Here is a 16474-nt window from a genome sequence, read left to right on the forward strand (position 1 = left end):
ATCACTTTTCCCTTTCCCTCTCTTTCCTTTTCCCCCTCTCTCAAGGAGAGGGGAGAATAAACGCTTTTTTACTTTGATAGAAATATGAATCACTTTTCCTTTTCCCTCTCTTTCCTTTCCCCCCTCTCCTTGGGAGAGGGGCGGGGGTGAGGCCGGAAAGACTAATATATAATGTATATGAACAGAATTATGGAATGCGTCCCCAACTTCAGCGAGGGACGCGACTTGCAGAAGATTGACCGAATTGTAGCCCCTTTCCGTGCACGTGCCGGAGTGAAACTGCTCGACTATAGCAACGACGAAGACCACAACCGCCTGGTCGTGACCGTGGTGGGCGAACCCGAACCCTTGCGCGAGGCGGTCGTCGAGGCCATCGGCGTGGCAGTAGAACTGATTGACCTGAACCACCACCAGGGACAGCACCCGCGCATGGGGGCCGTCGATGTGGTGCCTTTCATCCCCATCAAGGGAGTGACGATGGATGAGGCCATTGCCCTGTCGCGCTCGGTAGGCGAGGAAGTGGCCCGTCGCTACCGGCTGCCCGTCTTCCTGTACGAGAAGTCGGCCGCCGCCCCCCACCGCGAGAACCTGGCAGCCATCCGCAAGGGCGAGTTCGAAGGCATGGCCGAGAAGATACACCAGCCCGAGTGGCAACCCGACTTCGGCCCGGCCGAGCGCCATCCCACCGCAGGCACCGTGGCCATCGGGGCACGCATGCCGCTGGTGGCCTACAACATCAACCTCTCCACCCCCAGCCTGGAAATAGCCCACGACATTGCCAAGAAGATACGTTTCATCGGCGGCGGCCTGCGCTACTGCAAGGCCATGGGCGTGGAGCTGAAGGACCGCGGCATCACCCAGGTGTCCATCAACATGACCGACTATACCCGCACAGCCCTCTACCGTGCCTTCGAGCTGGTGCGTATCGAAGCACGCCGCTACGGCGTGAGCATTGTGGGTAGCGAAATCATCGGCCTGGTGCCCATGGAAGCCCTGATTGATACCGCCTCCTACTACTTGGGATTGGAGAATTTCTCGATGCAGCAGGTACTGGAAGCACGCATTATGGAGTAAAGACAAGGAGTTATGAGCGAAAACCTGATTATATTCGATGCCCGTGTAGTGACCCCGACGGGCTTCACCGCCCGCAAGGGGGCCGAGATGGGCCGGCTGCTGGTGCTGGACGGAGCCACCATCGAGGTGACCGACGGCGTCATCACCTACGTGGGCCCCAACCGCGGCGAGAACCGCGACGGATACTATCGCCGCTACTGGCACTACAACGCCCGCGGCCGCTGCGTGCTGCCGGGCTTTGTCGATTCGCACACGCACTTCGTCTTCGGAGGCGAGCGGGCCGAGGAGTTCTCCTGGCGGCTGAAGGGCGAGAGCTACATGAGCATCATGGAGCGGGGCGGCGGCATTGCCAGCACCGTGAAGGCCACCCGAGCCTCCAACTTCATACGCCTGCGCGCCAAGGCCGAAGGTTTCCTGAAGCAGATGAACGCCATGGGCGTGACAACCGTGGAGGGCAAGAGCGGCTATGGGCTGGACAAAGAGACGGAACTGATGCAGCTTCGCATCATGCGCAGCCTGAATGGCGACGAGCACCGCCGGGTGGACATCGTCCCCACCTTTCTGGGTGCCCACGCCGTGCCGCAGGAGTATGCCGGACGCACCGACGACTACGTGGACTTCCTCATCCGCGAGGTGATGCCCGCCGTGGCCGACGGCGGCCTGGCCGAGTTCTGCGACGTCTTCTGTGAGCAGGGAGTCTTCTCCATCGAACAGTCGCGCCGACTGCTGCTCGCCGCCCGCGGAATGGGCTTCGACCTGAAGCTGCATGCCGACGAGATAGTGCCCTTGGGCGGTGCCGGACTGGCGGCGGAACTGTCTGCCACCTCGGCCGACCACCTGCTTGCCATGATAGATGCCGGCTGTGCCGTGGCCCTGGCCACCGACCTCAACCCCGGCAGCTGCTTCTCGGGTTCCATCCCGCTGACGTTTGCCCTGGCCTGCATCTATATGCAGATGAGCGTCGAGGAGGCCATCACCGCCCTCACCCTGAACGGGGCCGCCGCCCTGAACCGCGCCGCCACCATAGGCAGCATCGAAGCGGGCAAGAAGGGCGACCTGGTGGTGCTCAGCACCGACAATTACCACTTCCTGCCCTATTACGTGGGCATGAACTGCGTGATTGCCACCGTCAAGGAAGGGGTGATTCATCCCTCCTGAACCGTTGCCTGAAGAGAAGGGTCCGGCTGGGACCGAAGAAACAGTCAGGTAACTTTCTCTGACAGTTTCGTTGCCCGGACACCTCACTATACGACAGAGGGGGCCTAAGTATACGACTGAGGGTACCTAAGTATACGACCGAGACCCCCTCTGTATACGACTGAGAGGGTCTGAATACAACTCCTTTATAATCAGATGCTTGCGGAAAACGTGTCCGATGGTTATGAAAGTTTACATTTGAACGCCTTTCCGACCCCTCGGACACCCGAAAAAACAAAAGTAAAACCTTAAAATCAGAATATCATGTTAGTCGATTTAACCGTAAAAGAGTTTTTGAATAAAGTAGCCGGCAGCGACCCCGTGCCCGGCGGTGGCAGTGTGGCTGCCTTGTGTGGTGCCATCGCCTCGTCCTTAGCCGCCATGGTGGCCAACCTGACCCTCGGCAAGAAGAACTACGAAGCCTGCCAGGAGCAGATGCAGCACATCGCCGCGCTGGCAGCGGAACGGAAGGACGTTTTCGTGGCCGACATCGACCGCGACTCCGAAGCCTACGACCGTGTGTTTGCCTGCTTCAAGATGCCCAAGGCCACCGATGAGGAGAAGAGTGCCCGCAGCGCCGCCATCCAGGAGGCCACGAAGCACGCCGCTTTAGTACCGATGCAGGTGGCGCGCAACGCTTACGAACTGATGAGCGTCATCGTGGAAGTGGCCCATCACGGCAACCGTAACGCCGTGACCGATGCTTGCGTGGCCATGATGACTGCCCGCAGTGCCGTGCTGGGTGCGCTGATGAACGTGCGCATCAACTTAGGTTCGCTGAAAGACAAGGAGTTTGCCTTGAGTCTGCAGGATGAGGCCGACGAACTGGAACGTCAGGCCCTGCTGAAAGAGAAAGCATTGTTGGACGAAATAAACCGGGAGTTGCGAGTATGAACAACGTGTATTATGTAGGGTCGGGCGACCTTACCTTCGAACTGATTGAGCGAATCATCAACGAAAATCTGAAGCTGGAACTGGCGCCGGAGGCCCGGCAGCGCATCCAGCGCTGCCGCGACTACCTGGACCGCAAGATTGCCGAATCCGACGTACCCCTCTACGGCATCACCACCGGCTTCGGCTCGCTGTGCAACAAGAACATCTCGCCCGACGAGCTGGGCACCTTGCAGGAAAACCTCATCAAGAGCCATGCCTGCAGCGTGGGCGAGGAGATAAAGCCCGTTGTCATCAAGCTGATGATGCTGCTCAAGGCACATGCCCTGTCGCTGGGGCACAGCGGTGTGCAGGTCATCACCGTGCAGCGCATCCTCGACTTCTTCAACAACGACGTCATGCCCATCGTCTACGACCGCGGATCGCTGGGCGCCTCGGGCGACCTGGCCCCGCTGGCCAACCTCTTCCTGCCCCTCATCGGCGTGGGCGACGTCTATTATAAGGGTAAGAAGCGCGAGGCCATCAGCGTGCTCGACGAGTTCGGCTGGGAGCCCGTCCACCTGATGAGCAAGGAAGGACTGGCGCTGCTCAACGGCACCCAGTTCATGAGCGCCAACGGTGTGTTCGCCATCCTCAAGGCCCGGCGCCTCAGTAAGAAGGCCGACCTTATCGCCGCCCTGTCGCTCGAAGCTTTCGACGGGCGCATCGACCCCTTCATGGACTGCATCCAGCAGATACGCCCTCACCAGGGACAGATGGAGACAGGCGCAGCCTTCCGCACGCTGTTGGAGGGCAGCGAGCTCATCGCCCGGCCCAAACAGCATGTGCAAGACCCTTATTCGTTCCGTTGCATTCCGCAGGTGCACGGCGCCACCAAGGACGCCATCCGCTACGTGTCGTCGGTGTTGCTCACCGAAATCAACTCGGTGACGGACAATCCCACCATCTTCCCCGACGAGGACTGCATCATCTCCGGCGGCAACTTCCACGGCCAGCCGCTGGCCATCTCGTACGATTTCCTGGCTATTGCCCTGGCCGAGCTGGGCAACATCTCCGAGCGACGCATTGCCCAGCTCATCATGGGCCTGCGCGGGTTGCCCGAGTTCCTGGTGGCCAATCCGGGGCTGAACTCCGGCTTCATGATACCGCAGTATGCAGCCGCCTCGATGGTCAGCCAGAACAAGATGTACTGCTACGCCGCCAGCAGCGACTCCATCGTGTCGAGCAACGGGCAGGAAGACCACGTCAGCATGGGCGCCAACGCGGCCACCAAGCTCTTCCGCGTCATGGACAACCTGGAGCACATCCTCAGCATCGAGCTGATGAACGCCGCCCAGGGCATCGACTTCCGCCGTCCGCTCAAGACGTCGCCCCTGCTGGAACGCTTCCTGCACGAGTACCGCAAGGAAGTGCCTTTTGTGAAAGACGACATCGTGATGTACAAGGAAATCCACAAGACGGTGGCGTTCCTGAATCGGACAAAGTTCGACTATTAGTTGTCTAAAATTTATTAATAATGGTGCCGATAGGAAGAAAACTGTATGTGGGGATGGAGTTTTCTTCCTATCTTTGGCTCGTGGTTGTTGTGGACGCAGGGCTGTTACTGTATATTTGCGGCACACATCCGATATCGTAAAGTCAGAACCTTTAATGTAGATGGAAATGGGAGAGTCTGCCAGAAACTTCGCTTCGCGGCTGGAGCTGAGAGACCGCATTGTGGAAAAGTCGCGGGAACTTTTTATTGTCAACGGAATCAAGAGTGTCACGATGGACGAGATTGCCTCGTCGATGGGCATCTCCAAGCGTACGCTTTACGAGATATTCGCTGACAAGGAGGCGCTGTTGGAAATGTGCATCCAGAAGATGCAGGACGAGGACGACCGCTTCCTGGACGAGGTCCTGCTGACGGCCCGCAACGTGCTGGAAGTCCTGCTGAAGTGCTACCAGCGGAGCATCGAGAAGCTGCACGCCACGAACAGGAACTTCTTTGAGGACCTCAAGAAGTATCCCAAGGCCCACGCGCAGATGAAGCGCCGGCGCAACCGCGACCTGGAGGAGACGGTGCGCTTCTTCATGGAGGGGGTGCGGCAGGGCATCTTCCGTAGCGACGTGAACTTTGCCATCGTCAACCTGCTGGTTTACGAGCAGCTGGACCTGCTGATGAATACGGACATCTGCGAGCGTTACTCCTTCATCGAGGTCTATGAGTCCATCATGTTCACCTTCATCCGCGGCATCTCGACGGAGAAGGGCGCGCGCGAGCTGGACGAATTCATCGGGCAGTACCGCAAGCGCTATCCCGCCTCGGGTGTGTCCGCCCGGTAGGGGCGTGGCCGTTTGTCCGCCGGGCGCGGCGGTCGGGCGCCTTCTGCGGGTTCGGGGCCGCTTCATTCCCGCCGTCTTTCTCCGTAGGGGCGTTGCCTGCGGCTGCCGTCTCTTCCCGTTCCACTGCCTTCCTGCTCAGAGTCCGGGAGGAAGCTTCTCCAGCATCAGCTCCCGGCAGTTGAAGGACTCGCCGTCTGCCGTGAAGGTTCCGTCTCCTTTGGCATGGATAATCCGCCGGTCGGTACAACCGGGGTTCTCCACAACTCTTGTCACCTTCAGGATGATGAATCCGTAGCGGTCAATGTAGTCTGTCACCTTGCATTCCAGACAGGCGATGCAGCCGTCCACCAGCGGAGCCTTTACCGTCCGTGCAGGAAGTGCCTTCAGCCCGAATTCGCTGAACTTGTCGACTTCCGTACCGCTGACCATCCCGATGCGCACAGCCGTTTTCAGCATCGCTGCCGGAGGGATGCAGACCACGCATTCCCGTTCTGCCAGCAGTGTGCTGAACGAATGGTTCCACGGGCCGGTGGTCAGTGTGATATGCTGTGCAAAATCGATGGCCATCGTCCACGAGATGGTCATCACATTGTTCCGTTGGCCGTCAAACGTGGTCACCAATACCAGCGGGCCCGGCTCCATGTAGGTCAGTGCCTTTTCAATCTCAACTTCTTTCATCATTGCGTGCTTTTTATCTGATGGATCAAGAGAGCATTTCTCTTTTCTTTTCTTATTTCATTTTCAGTCTGAACTCTTTGGGCGACATGCCGGTGTGCTTCTTGAAGTATCGGCCGAAAAACGACTGGTCGGGGAAGCGGTATTTGTCCGCAATCTCCTTCAGCGACAGGTTGGTGGACTGCAGGGCCACCTTCAGTTCCAGCACCAGGAAGTCGTCAATGATTTCCTTGGCCGAGTTGGCTCCCATCTGCCGGGTGACGGCCGACAGGTAGCGGGTGGAGATGCAGAGCTGCTCGGCGTAAAAGCTCACCTCGCGTTGGGTGGTGCAGTATGCGTGCACCAGGTTCATGAACTCCTTGAACAGTTCTTCCTTGCGGTTGCCCCCTTTGATTTGGTCGGGTGTAAAGAATTTCTGCACCTTGTCGCAGGTGTCCAGGAAGAAGATTTGCAGCATGTTCTGGGCTATGGCTTCGCGGAAGCGGTTGTCGGTGTCCTGGTAGACGGCGTTGCCGGCCTCAATCAGTCCCTGAATGGAGTGCATGCTTTCCTCCTGGGTGTGCGTGTGACAGGAATTTTCTTTCATGAAGTGGATGAACGAGGGGTCGAGCCTGAAGCAGGCCGTCTTGAACATATCGTCCGAATAGGCAAAATAGTGTGTCTTGAAATCCTCGCTTGCCGACTGGAGCGAAAGAATGGATTGGGGCAACAGCACAATGTTCGTATTCGGAACAATATGGTACTTTTTCAGATCAATGGTAATTTCCGCTTCGCCTTCCAGACAGTAAATCATGGCTCCGTTGGGCATTTTGATCAGTCGCTTGTAGAAGAAGGACAGGTTGTCCGTCCCCGTCTTGAATGTTTCTTGCTTGGTTGTCAGTATCGGATTCATAGACTTTTATATGTTTTCAGTTTGATGACTGCAAAGGTAGAGCTTCTTTTTGAATAAATAAACAGTGGGTTCCCAAAATGACCAATTGTGTTCATGCTATGAAGCAAGTTTTTGTTCAGAAACGGCATAACTTTGCGCCCGGATTCAGGAAGACAGAGACGTCTGGCTCGCGTAGGCGCTTTGTGCATCCTGCCGCTTGCAAAAGATTAAACCGTTCCCTGCAAGTTTGGCCTACAGCCGCCCGGACGCTTGCCGGCTCCTCTTTTGCCGATGTGGGATTAGGCTTGCAGAGTCAATTTTTTTAAGATAAAAGATATGATAACAAAGAAGAACATGAAGAGGCAGATGCTTTGTGCCATCTGCGGTGCGGCCTTGGCCGCGTGCGGCAATGCGCCTGCCGTACAGACACAATCGGAGTATGAAGTGATGAACGTTGCGACTACCGACAAAGAACTACAGACTTCTTATTCGGCCACTATCCGCGGACGGCAGGATATTGACATCTATCCGCAGGTGTCGGGCACCCTGACCAAGCTGTGTGTGGTGGAAGGACAGCAGGTGAAGAAAGGGCAACTGTTGTTCATTATCGACCAGGTTCCCTATCTGGCGGCTCTGCGCACCGCCGAGGCCAACGTGGAGGCGGCAAAGGCGGGAGTGGCCACCTCGCAGCTGACGTATGACAGCAAGAAGAAGCTGTATGACGAAAAGGTGGTGTCCGAATTTGACCTGAGCACGGCCTACAACAACCTGCTCACCGCCAAGGCCCAGCTGGCACAGGCCGAGGCCCAGCAGGTGAATGCCGCCAACAACCTCTCCTATACCGAAGTGAAAAGCCCGGCAGACGGCATGGTGGGCACACTGCCCTATCGGGTGGGCGCCCTGGTGAGCTCGAACATGGCCCAGCCGCTGACCACCGTTTCGGACAACTCGGTGATGTACGTCTACTTCTCCATGACCGAGAACCAGTTGCTGGACCTTGTGCGCCGTTACGGCTCCAAGAACAAGGCCCTGGAAGAGATGCCCCCGGTGGAGTTGCAGCTGAACGACAAGTCCATGTATGAACAGACGGGACAGGTGGAGACCATCAGTGGAGTCATTGATACCTCCACAGGGACGGTCAGCCTGCGTGCCGCCTTCCCCAACGAGGACGGGCTGCTGACCAGCGGAAGCTCGGGCAACGTGATTATTACCAACAGCCGGGAGGGATGCGTCGTCATTCCGCAGAGCGCCACGTTCGAGATACAGGACAAGGTCTATGTCTATAAGGTGGTGGACGGCAAGACGCAGTCGGCACAGGTGGTTGTGACGCGGGTCAACGGCGGCGAGGAGTACATCGTGGAGAGCGGCCTTCAGACCGGCGATGTGATTGTGACCGAAGGTGTAGGCTTGCTGAACGACGGTGTGGAAATAAAGACGAAACTTAACTAAACCAAGGGAATATGAATCTTAGAACATTTATAGAGCGCCCGGTATTCTCGGCAGTCATCTCCATTACGATTGTCATTCTGGGCATTATCGGACTGTTTACATTGCCCGTTGAGCAATATCCCGACATCGCGCCCCCTACGGTGATGGTCTCCACCACCTACTACGGTGCCAATGCCGAGACCTTGCAGAAGAGTGTCATTGCGCCGCTGGAGGAGGCCATCAACGGTGTGGAGAACATGACCTACATGACCTCCACGGCCACCAACAACGGCTCGGCCACCATCACCATCTACTTCAAGCAGGGAGTAGACCCCGACATGGCGGCGGTGAACGTACAGAACCGTGTGTCCAAGGCTACGGGCCAGTTGCCGGCCGAAGTGACGCAGGTGGGTGTAACTACCCTGAAGCGACAGACCAGTATGCTGCAGATATTCACTCTCTCCAGTCCCGACGACACCTACGACGAGAGCTTTCTGGCCAACTACATCAGCATCAACCTGAAACCCGAAATTCTGCGTATACAGGGCGTCGGCGAGCTGGTGATTCTGGGTGGTGACTACCCCATGCGTGTCTGGATGAAGCCCGATGTCATGGCGCAGTACAAACTGGTGTCGTCCGACGTGACGGCTGTCCTGGCCGAGCAGAACATAGAGGCGGCCACCGGCTCCATTGGCGAGAACTCCAAGGAGACCTATCAGTACACCATGAAGTACAAGGGCCGTTTGATGACGCCCGAGGAGTTCGGCGAAATCGTTGTGCGCAGTACGGAAGACGGTGAGGTGCTGAAGCTGAAAGACATTGCCGACATTGAGCTGGGACGTGAGTCATACGCCTACGTGGGTGAGCAGAACGGACATCCGGGCGTGTCGTGCATGGTGTTCCAGACGGCAGGCTCCAACGCCACGGAGGTGAACGGGCAGATTGACGCCTTCCTGGAGGAGGCGGGCAAAGACTTGCCCAAGGGAGTGGAACTGACACAGATGATGAGTACCAACGACTTCCTGTTTGCCTCTATCCACGAGGTGGTGAAGACCCTCATCGAGGCCATCATCCTGGTTATCCTTGTGGTCTATGTCTTCTTGCAGGACCTTCGTTCCACGCTCATTCCGCTGGTGGGCATCATCGTGTCGCTCATCGGTACGTTTGCCTTCATGGCCGTGGCAGGCTTCAGCATCAACCTCATCACGCTGTTCGCCCTGGTGCTGGTCATCGGTACGGTGGTGGACGATGCCATTGTGGTGGTGGAGGCCGTGCAGGCGCGGTTCGACGTGGGCTACCGCTCTTCTTACATGGCCAGCATCGACGCCATGAAGGGCATCAGCAACGCCGTCATCACTTCCTCACTGGTGTTCATGGCGGTGTTCATTCCGGTTTCGTTCATGGGCGGCACGTCGGGTACGTTCTACACGCAGTTCGGTCTGACCATGGCCGTGGCGGTGGGCATCTCGGCCGTCAACGCCCTGACGCTCAGCCCCGCGCTCTGTGCCCTGCTGCTGAAACCCTATGTCAACGCGGACGGAACGCAGAAGGACAACTTCGCCGCCCGCTTCCGCAAGGCCTTCAATGCCGCCTTCTCGGCAATGGTGGAGAAGTATAAGAACGGTGTGCTCTTCTTCGTCAAGCGCCGCTGGCTGGCGTTCGGCGTGCTGGGCTGCTCGGTGGTGCTGCTGGTAGTGCTGATGAACACCACCAAGACGAGCCTTGTGCCCGACGAGGACCAGGGCGTGGTGATGGTCAACGTAACCACCCCTCCGGGCAGTTCCGTTGCCACGACGGACAAGGTGGTGAAGCGCATCTATGAGAGCATCAAGGACATCCCCCAGATCAAGAACGTCTCCAAGACCACGGGCTATGGCCTTATCTCCGGACAGGGCAACTCGGCCGGTATGTTCATCCTTCGTCTGAAGGACTGGGACGAGCGTACCGCCGCCGAGGACCAGATACAGGCGGTGATAGGCCAGATTTATGCCCGCACGGCCCACATCAAGGATGCCACCGTGTTTGCCATGTCTCCCGGTATGATTCCCGGCTACGGCATGGGTAACTCGCTCGACGTCAACGTGCAGGACAAGGCTGGCGGCGACCTGACCACCTTCTATAACTACACCCGCTCCTACATCGACGCCCTGAACCAGCGGCCTGAAATCAGCCGCGCCTATTCTACCTTCGACGTCCGCTTCCCGCAGTGGAAGGTGGAGGTGGATGCAGCCAAGTGCAAGCGTGCGGGCATCAGCCCCAGCGAGGTACTCTCCACCCTGTCCGGCTACTACGGCGGGCAGTATGTGTCCGACTTCAACCGCTTCTCCAAGGTCTACAAGGTGATGATTCAGGCAGCACCCCGGTACCGCCTGGACGAGAACTCGCTGAACAACGTCTTTGTGCGCATGGCCGACGGCGAGATGGCACCCCTCAGCCAGTTTGTCCACCTGACGCGTACCTACGGTTCGGAGACTTTGAGCCGCTTCAACATGTACAACTCCATTGCCCTGAACGTCATGCCGGCCGACGGATACAGTACGGGCGACGCCCTGCGTGCGGTGAAGGAGACGGCCGCCGTCACCCTGCCCAAGGGCTATGGCTATGACTTCGGCGGCATCACCCGTGAGGAGAACCAGCAGAGCAGCAACACGGCCATCATCTTCGGCATCTGCATCCTGATGATTTACCTCATCCTCTGTGCCCTCTACGAGAGCTTCCTCGTTCCCTTTGCCGTCATCCTGGCCGTGCCGGTGGGCCTGATGGGCAGCTTCCTCTTTGCCAAGGTCATGGGACTGGAGAACAACATCTACCTCCAGACGGGACTCATCATGCTGATAGGCCTGCTGGCCAAGACGGCCATCCTGCTCACCGAGTATGCCGCCGAACGGCGCAAGGCCGGCATGGGCCTGATAGCGGCGGCGGTCAGTGCGGCCAAGGCCCGTCTGCGACCCATCCTGATGACGGCCCTCACCATGGTGTTCGGCCTCCTGCCGCTGGTAGTGGCCACGGGCGTAGGTGCCAACGGCAACCGCTCGCTGGGTACGGGTGCCGTGGGCGGCATGGTCATCGGTACGCTGGCACTGCTCTTCCTGGTGCCGTCGTTCTTCGTGGTCTTCCAGTGGTTGCAGGAGCGCTTCAGCCCCGCACGGCCCTTGCAGACCGAAGACTGGCAGATAGAGGAGGAGAAGAAGGTGAGCGACCGCGAGATAGAACAGGCTCACAAGCCGGAGTAAACAGGAATATACCTATATCAACCCAATGAAACCAATCCGTATGAAGAAACTATTCATCGTTGTGCTGGCGGCTGTATCGCTGAGCAGTTGCGGCATCTATAACAAATATCAGCGGCCCGCCGACATCCGGACCGAAGGCCTCTACGGGCAGGAGGCCGGGGCGGGCGATACGGCCTCCATCGCCTCCTTGTCGTGGCGTGAGGCCTTTGCCGACCCCCGCTTGCAGCAGCTGATTGACTCGGCGCTGGCCAACAACACCGACCTGCTCTCTGCCCGCGAGCGCATCAAGGAGGCCGAAGCCACCCCTATCTGCCTTCGTTCATGCTCACTCCGCAGGGAGGTGTCAGCAGCTTCGACGGTGCCAAGGGCTCGTGGACCTATACGGGCATTGCCTCGGCCAGCTGGGAGGTGGACATCTTCGGACGGCTGACCAATGCCAAACGCCGCTCCAAGGCGCTCTACGAGCAGAGCCTGGAGTATGAGCAGGCGGTCAGCACTTCGCTCATAGCCAACATGGCCAACCTCTACTACACCCTGCTGATGCTGGACGAGCAGTACCGCATCTCGCAGGAGACGGCCCTCAGCTGGCAGGAGAGCGTGCGCACCATGCGCGCCATGATGGAGGCCGGCATGACCAACGAGGCCGGCGTGGCACAGGCGGAGGCCAACTGCCGCCAGGTGGAGGCTTCGCTCCTCGACCTGGAACAACAGATTAAGGAAGTGGAGAACAGCATCTGCATCCTGCTGGGCACCGTGCCCGGCCCCGTGGAGCGCGGACGACTGGAAGGACAGACCTTCCCCGAAGACCTCTCGGTAGGCGTGCCGCTCCAGCTGCTCTCCCGACGGCCCGACGTGAAGAGCGCCGAACTGGCCCTGGCCTCGGCCTTCTACTCCACCAATGCCGCCCGCTCGGCCTTCTATCCTTCCATCACCCTGAGCGGCACGGCGGGCTGGACCAACTCGGCCGGGAGCCTGATTGTCAATCCGGGCAAGGTGCTGCTCTCGGCCGTAGCCTCGCTGACGCAGCCGCTCTTCAACCGGGGACAGAACGTGGCCCAGCTGAAGATTGCCAAGGCCCAGCAGGAAGAGGCCAAGCTGGCCTTCCAGCAGACGCTGCTCAACGCCGGCAGCGAGGTGAACAACGCCCTCACGCAGGTGCAGAAGGCACGCGGCAGGGCCTCGCTGAGGCAGGAGCAGGTGGCCTCGCTGGAGGAGGCGGTGCGCAGCACGCAGCTGCTGATGCAGCACGGCACGACCACCTACCTGGAAGTGCTCACGGCCCAGCAGTCCCTGCTGTCGGCCCGACTGACGCAGGTGGCCGACCGCTTCGACGAGATACAGGGCATCGTCAACCTCTACCAGGCACTGGGCGGCGGCAGGTCTTGAGCGCCGCCGGAATGGGAGTCTGCCCCACGCAAGGCGTACCTCTCTCTCTTCCCTGCAAAGGAGGAGAAAGGTACCCCTCGTGTGGGGCAGACTGTCTGTTGGTGCGTGGAAAGGATTGCCCTCCGGCGTAGGAAAAGTTATAAAGCAGCGGCTGCGTTTTACATCGCAAGGCTTCAGTTGTACATCTGAGCCGCTCAGTTCTACAACGCAGCCGCTGCTTTTAAACTTTTCGGCAGGCGAGGGGCATCTTTTCTCTGTACGTGGGCAAGCTTTTCTCCGTATGTGGGCAAACAAATTGCCCCACGCGTGGGAGGCGGATGCCGGCCATGCGTGGGGCAGGGGTGTGGATGCCGGTGGGGGCGGTCGGGCTCCTCGCGGCTGCGGAGCGGGGGAGGGGCGTCAGTCGGCCTGGCCTGCTCCTTCCGCGGGGGCCTTCCAGTCTATGCGGTTCAGGAACCAGCGGATGTCTTCGTCCTTCAGTCCCTGCGCCTTCAGCACTTCGGGGAGGTTATTGTATCTTTCCATGAATCGGGCGGCCAGCGCGGGCACCTCCTCGGGAGCATAGGTGGCGGCTTCGGCCAGGCTGCCCATGCAGCCCAGGTCTTCCTTCAGGCAGATGCCGGCGTCGCGCAGCTTCAGGCCTTCGATGGCCTGTCCCACCCGTCGGGCTGCTCCGCTGAGGCCGTCCAGGTCGGCCTTCGCTTCGGGGTAATCTATCCGGATGTTCACCTCCTCGCCGTTGGCCAGTGCGGGCAGTTCGATGCTGACGGCCAGCTCGTTACCCAGGTATTCGAATCCCGCGGGGCGGCCGTTGACGCTGACGGCCTTGGGGGCCAGGGCCGAGAGCACCTTTACGCCATAGTGCCGTTCGGCGGCCATGCCCGGATAGCTGCCTTCCCTCCGGCCGATGGTAATCCGGTCCGTCGCTCCGTCGCGCACGGCGGTCAGCCTCGTGGTGGCATATTCGCGGGCGTAGTTCTTGTCATTTCCGTTATCCTCGTAGAGGGTGAATCCCTCCGTCGTCGTCTGTCCGGGGAAGAGGGTCAGCATCACCCGCTCGTTGCAGTTGTCCAGGTTCATCACCTCGTCCGTGTACAGGGGCAATACGGCTCCCGCTTTCACGTAGACGGGATATTCGTCGAGGGCGAAGCGCCGCTCCAGCGTCTGTCCTCCCTTCAGCAGGCAGCCGGTGTGCCACTCGTACCACTCGCCTTCGGGCAGCCACAGGCGCACGGTGGCGTAGCCGTCATCTCCCGCGGGCGTGGTGGCCGGGCAGACGAGGATGTCGTCGCCGAACATGTATTCGTTGCGGAAGGCGTAGGCCTCCTCGCGTTCGGGCCAGTCGTAGTACAGGGGGCGGCAGAGCGAGAGGCCTTCGTCATAGCCCTTGCGCGCCATGGTGTAGATGTAGGGCGCCAGGCGGTAGCGTGTGCGGATGGTCTGCCGCAGGATGTCGGCATATTCGTGGCTGAACACCCAGGGCTCCTTGTTCATGGCGGCGCCCTTCTGCGAGTGGGTGCGCATGATGGGGCTGAAGGCACCGAACTGCATCCAGCGCACGTACATTTCGGGGTCGATGCGGTCGCCCAGGTGTCCGCCTATGTCGTGGCTCCAGTAGCCGTAGAGCACGTTGGAGGCGGTGGCGTTGAAGTAGGGCTGGTAGGCAAGCGAGTTCCACGACACCATGGCGTCGCCCGAGAAGCCGGCCTGATAGCGGTGGTTGCCCATGCCTCCCCAGCGGTGGTAGAGCAGGGGACGCTGCTTGCCGAACTTCTCCATCTGGCTGAAGAACACGTAGTTCAGCCACCAGGTGTTGGTCAGCCCCTTCACCTGCGGGTCGTAGATGTCCTGCTGCCAGTCCAGCCACCAGAAGTCCACGCCTTCCTGCTCCATCGGGGTCAGGATGTGCTTGAACATGCTCCGGATGAACCTTTTGTCCGAGCTTACCCAGGGGATGGTCTTTCCGTCCTGCCGGTTCAGTTCGCGCGCCAGGTCGGCATATTTCTCTTCGTAGGGCGCCACGCCGTCGGCCGGGTGCAGGTTCAGCGTCACCTTCAGGCCGTTCTCTTTCAGGTGGCTCATCAGCTTCTGCGGGTTGGGGAAGAGGTATTTGTTCCAGGTCCATCCCGTCCATCCGCCTTTTCCCTCTTCGGTGTAGTGCCAGTCCATGTCGATGACCATCACGTCCACGGGTATGCCGTAGTTGCGGAAGTTCTCCGTCAGTTCGCGCATTTCCTTGTCCGAGTAGGCCCAGTAGCGCGACCACCAGTAGCCGAAGGCATAGCGGGGCAGCAGCGGCATCTTGCCTGCCAGCAGGGTGAAGTCCTTCAGCGCCTCCTTGTAGCGGTGTCCGTAGGCCATGAAGTAGTAGTCCTGTCCGCCGTTGTCGGGTCTCGGCTTCACCCAGCTCCATTCGGGGTCGTTGTCGAAGAGCAGGCCTTCGGAGTCGTCGATGAAGGTCCATCCGTCCTTGGCCAGCAGTCCGTCCTCCAGCGTCAGTGTGTCCCCCTTCTGGCTGTCGCGCACCCAGGTCTGTGTCTGCACGTTGCCGTCCATGCCGTCCAGCGTGCGGTGGGTGCCCTTCAGGTTGGCCTTCTGCTTCATGCCCGGCTTCCACACGAAGGGGAAGGCCTTGTCCGTCGAGGCGATGGAGAGGTTCTCGGCCGTGAACCTGCCGCTGCCCGTGCGGTAGCTGAGCTTCATCTTTCGGGTGATGATTTCCACCTTCTTCTTTCCTTTCTTTACGCGGAAGTCGGTCTGGGGATAGGTTCTGTTCACGGCAATGAACGACGGCTCGTCAACAAATTGGCCGTCAGGTGCATACTCCATGCGTATCATGCCGTCCGAAATGACGGTGAAGCGCACGTTGGGGTCTGCGTAAGCGATGCCCGACCCCGTTTCTTGCGCCCGCAGGGCCGCTGACAGCATCAGGGCCAGAGCGCAGAACCATTGGATTCTTTTTCTGATGTTTCTCATATTTCTTTGTATTCAGGTTGTTGCTGATAGATTCAAGTGTTGTGGCAAATATAGTGATTGCCTGCATAAATCGGGCGCTTTGTCGGCTCTTTTTTCCCTGTCGGGGCAAGGCATTTCTTTCTTGTGAGCCTTCAGGCATGGGGAAACGGCTGTTTTTCCTTCGCCAATCATCAGCCGCCTCTTCTCCGCGCGGCAGCCGTCGTTTCCCCGCAGATTCCCGTTTCAACCTGCCGTCTGTTCTCTTCCGCAGGATCTTTGTACCGTTCTTGGACGATGCAGGCATGGCCCGTGGACGATGCAGGCATGGTCTGTGGACGAAGCAAGCATGGTCTGTGGACGAAGCAAGCATGCTCCGAAGACGATGCAAGCATGCTCCGAAGACACTGCAAGCGCGGTTTTCACGCCCTTTTTGCCCTCT

General features: G+C 59.2%; 10 protein-coding genes and 1 pseudogene. 8 read left to right on the forward strand and 3 right to left on the reverse strand.

Going from position 1 to position 16474, the window contains the following annotated elements:
- Positions 1-177 precede the first annotated feature (177 nt).
- The 5 genes from ftcD to Q1Y74_RS11445 all read left to right on the forward strand — a co-directional run bounded on the left by ftcD (position 178) and on the right by Q1Y74_RS11445 (position 5487).
- On the forward strand, positions 178-1074 hold the full coding sequence (ftcD, locus tag Q1Y74_RS11425; RefSeq protein WP_300814454.1) for a glutamate formimidoyltransferase: 897 nt from the start codon (positions 178-180) through the stop codon (positions 1072-1074).
- A 12-nt stretch (positions 1075-1086) separates the two neighbouring features.
- Entirely contained in the window at positions 1087-2232 is a 1146-nt protein-coding gene (locus tag Q1Y74_RS11430; RefSeq protein ID WP_300814455.1) for an amidohydrolase family protein, read from the forward strand.
- 303 nt (positions 2233-2535) lie between these two features.
- Positions 2536-3165, forward strand: coding sequence for a cyclodeaminase/cyclohydrolase family protein (locus Q1Y74_RS11435; RefSeq protein ID WP_300814456.1), 630 nt, complete (start codon positions 2536-2538; stop codon positions 3163-3165).
- On the forward strand, positions 3162-4658 hold the full coding sequence (gene hutH, locus Q1Y74_RS11440) for a histidine ammonia-lyase (RefSeq protein ID WP_300814457.1): 1497 nt from the start codon (positions 3162-3164) through the stop codon (positions 4656-4658). Before Q1Y74_RS11435 ends, hutH begins: the two co-directional genes overlap by 4 nt.
- A gap of 166 nt (positions 4659-4824) precedes the next feature.
- Positions 4825-5487, forward strand: a complete 663-nt coding sequence (locus Q1Y74_RS11445; protein WP_300814458.1) for a TetR/AcrR family transcriptional regulator — start codon at positions 4825-4827, stop codon at positions 5485-5487.
- 135 nt (positions 5488-5622) lie between these two features.
- On the opposite strand, the gene Q1Y74_RS11450 is transcribed toward Q1Y74_RS11445, so the two are convergent.
- Both Q1Y74_RS11450 and Q1Y74_RS11455 read right to left on the reverse strand, forming a co-directional pair.
- Positions 5623-6168, reverse strand: coding sequence for a flavin reductase family protein (locus Q1Y74_RS11450; protein WP_300814459.1), 546 nt, complete (start codon positions 6166-6168; stop codon positions 5623-5625).
- A 49-nt stretch (positions 6169-6217) separates the two neighbouring features.
- Positions 6218-7054, reverse strand: coding sequence for an AraC family transcriptional regulator (locus Q1Y74_RS11455; protein ID WP_300814460.1), 837 nt, complete (start codon positions 7052-7054; stop codon positions 6218-6220).
- A gap of 333 nt (positions 7055-7387) precedes the next feature.
- Here Q1Y74_RS11455 and Q1Y74_RS11460 point away from each other — a divergent pair, with 333 nt between their 5' ends.
- From Q1Y74_RS11460 to Q1Y74_RS11470, 3 genes and pseudogenes are all read left to right on the forward strand, one after another.
- Positions 7388-8482, forward strand: coding sequence for an efflux RND transporter periplasmic adaptor subunit (locus tag Q1Y74_RS11460; RefSeq protein ID WP_300814462.1), 1095 nt, complete (start codon positions 7388-7390; stop codon positions 8480-8482).
- An 11-nt stretch (positions 8483-8493) separates the two neighbouring features.
- Positions 8494-11694: an efflux RND transporter permease subunit gene (locus Q1Y74_RS11465; protein WP_300814461.1), complete on the forward strand. Its 3201-nt coding sequence runs from the start codon at positions 8494-8496 to the stop codon at positions 11692-11694.
- Between the two features lie 40 nt (positions 11695-11734).
- Positions 11735-13080: pseudogene (locus tag Q1Y74_RS11470) on the forward strand (TolC family protein).
- A gap of 399 nt (positions 13081-13479) precedes the next feature.
- Here the strand turns inward: Q1Y74_RS11470 and Q1Y74_RS11475 are convergent.
- Positions 13480-16008, reverse strand: a complete 2529-nt coding sequence (locus tag Q1Y74_RS11475; RefSeq protein WP_300814463.1) for a glycoside hydrolase family 31 protein — start codon at positions 16006-16008, stop codon at positions 13480-13482.
- Positions 16009-16474 lie beyond the last annotated feature (466 nt).

Source organism: uncultured Bacteroides sp. (genome assembly GCF_949298305.1).
In the GTDB taxonomy this organism is placed as follows: Bacteria; Bacteroidota; Bacteroidia; order Bacteroidales; family Bacteroidaceae; genus Bacteroides.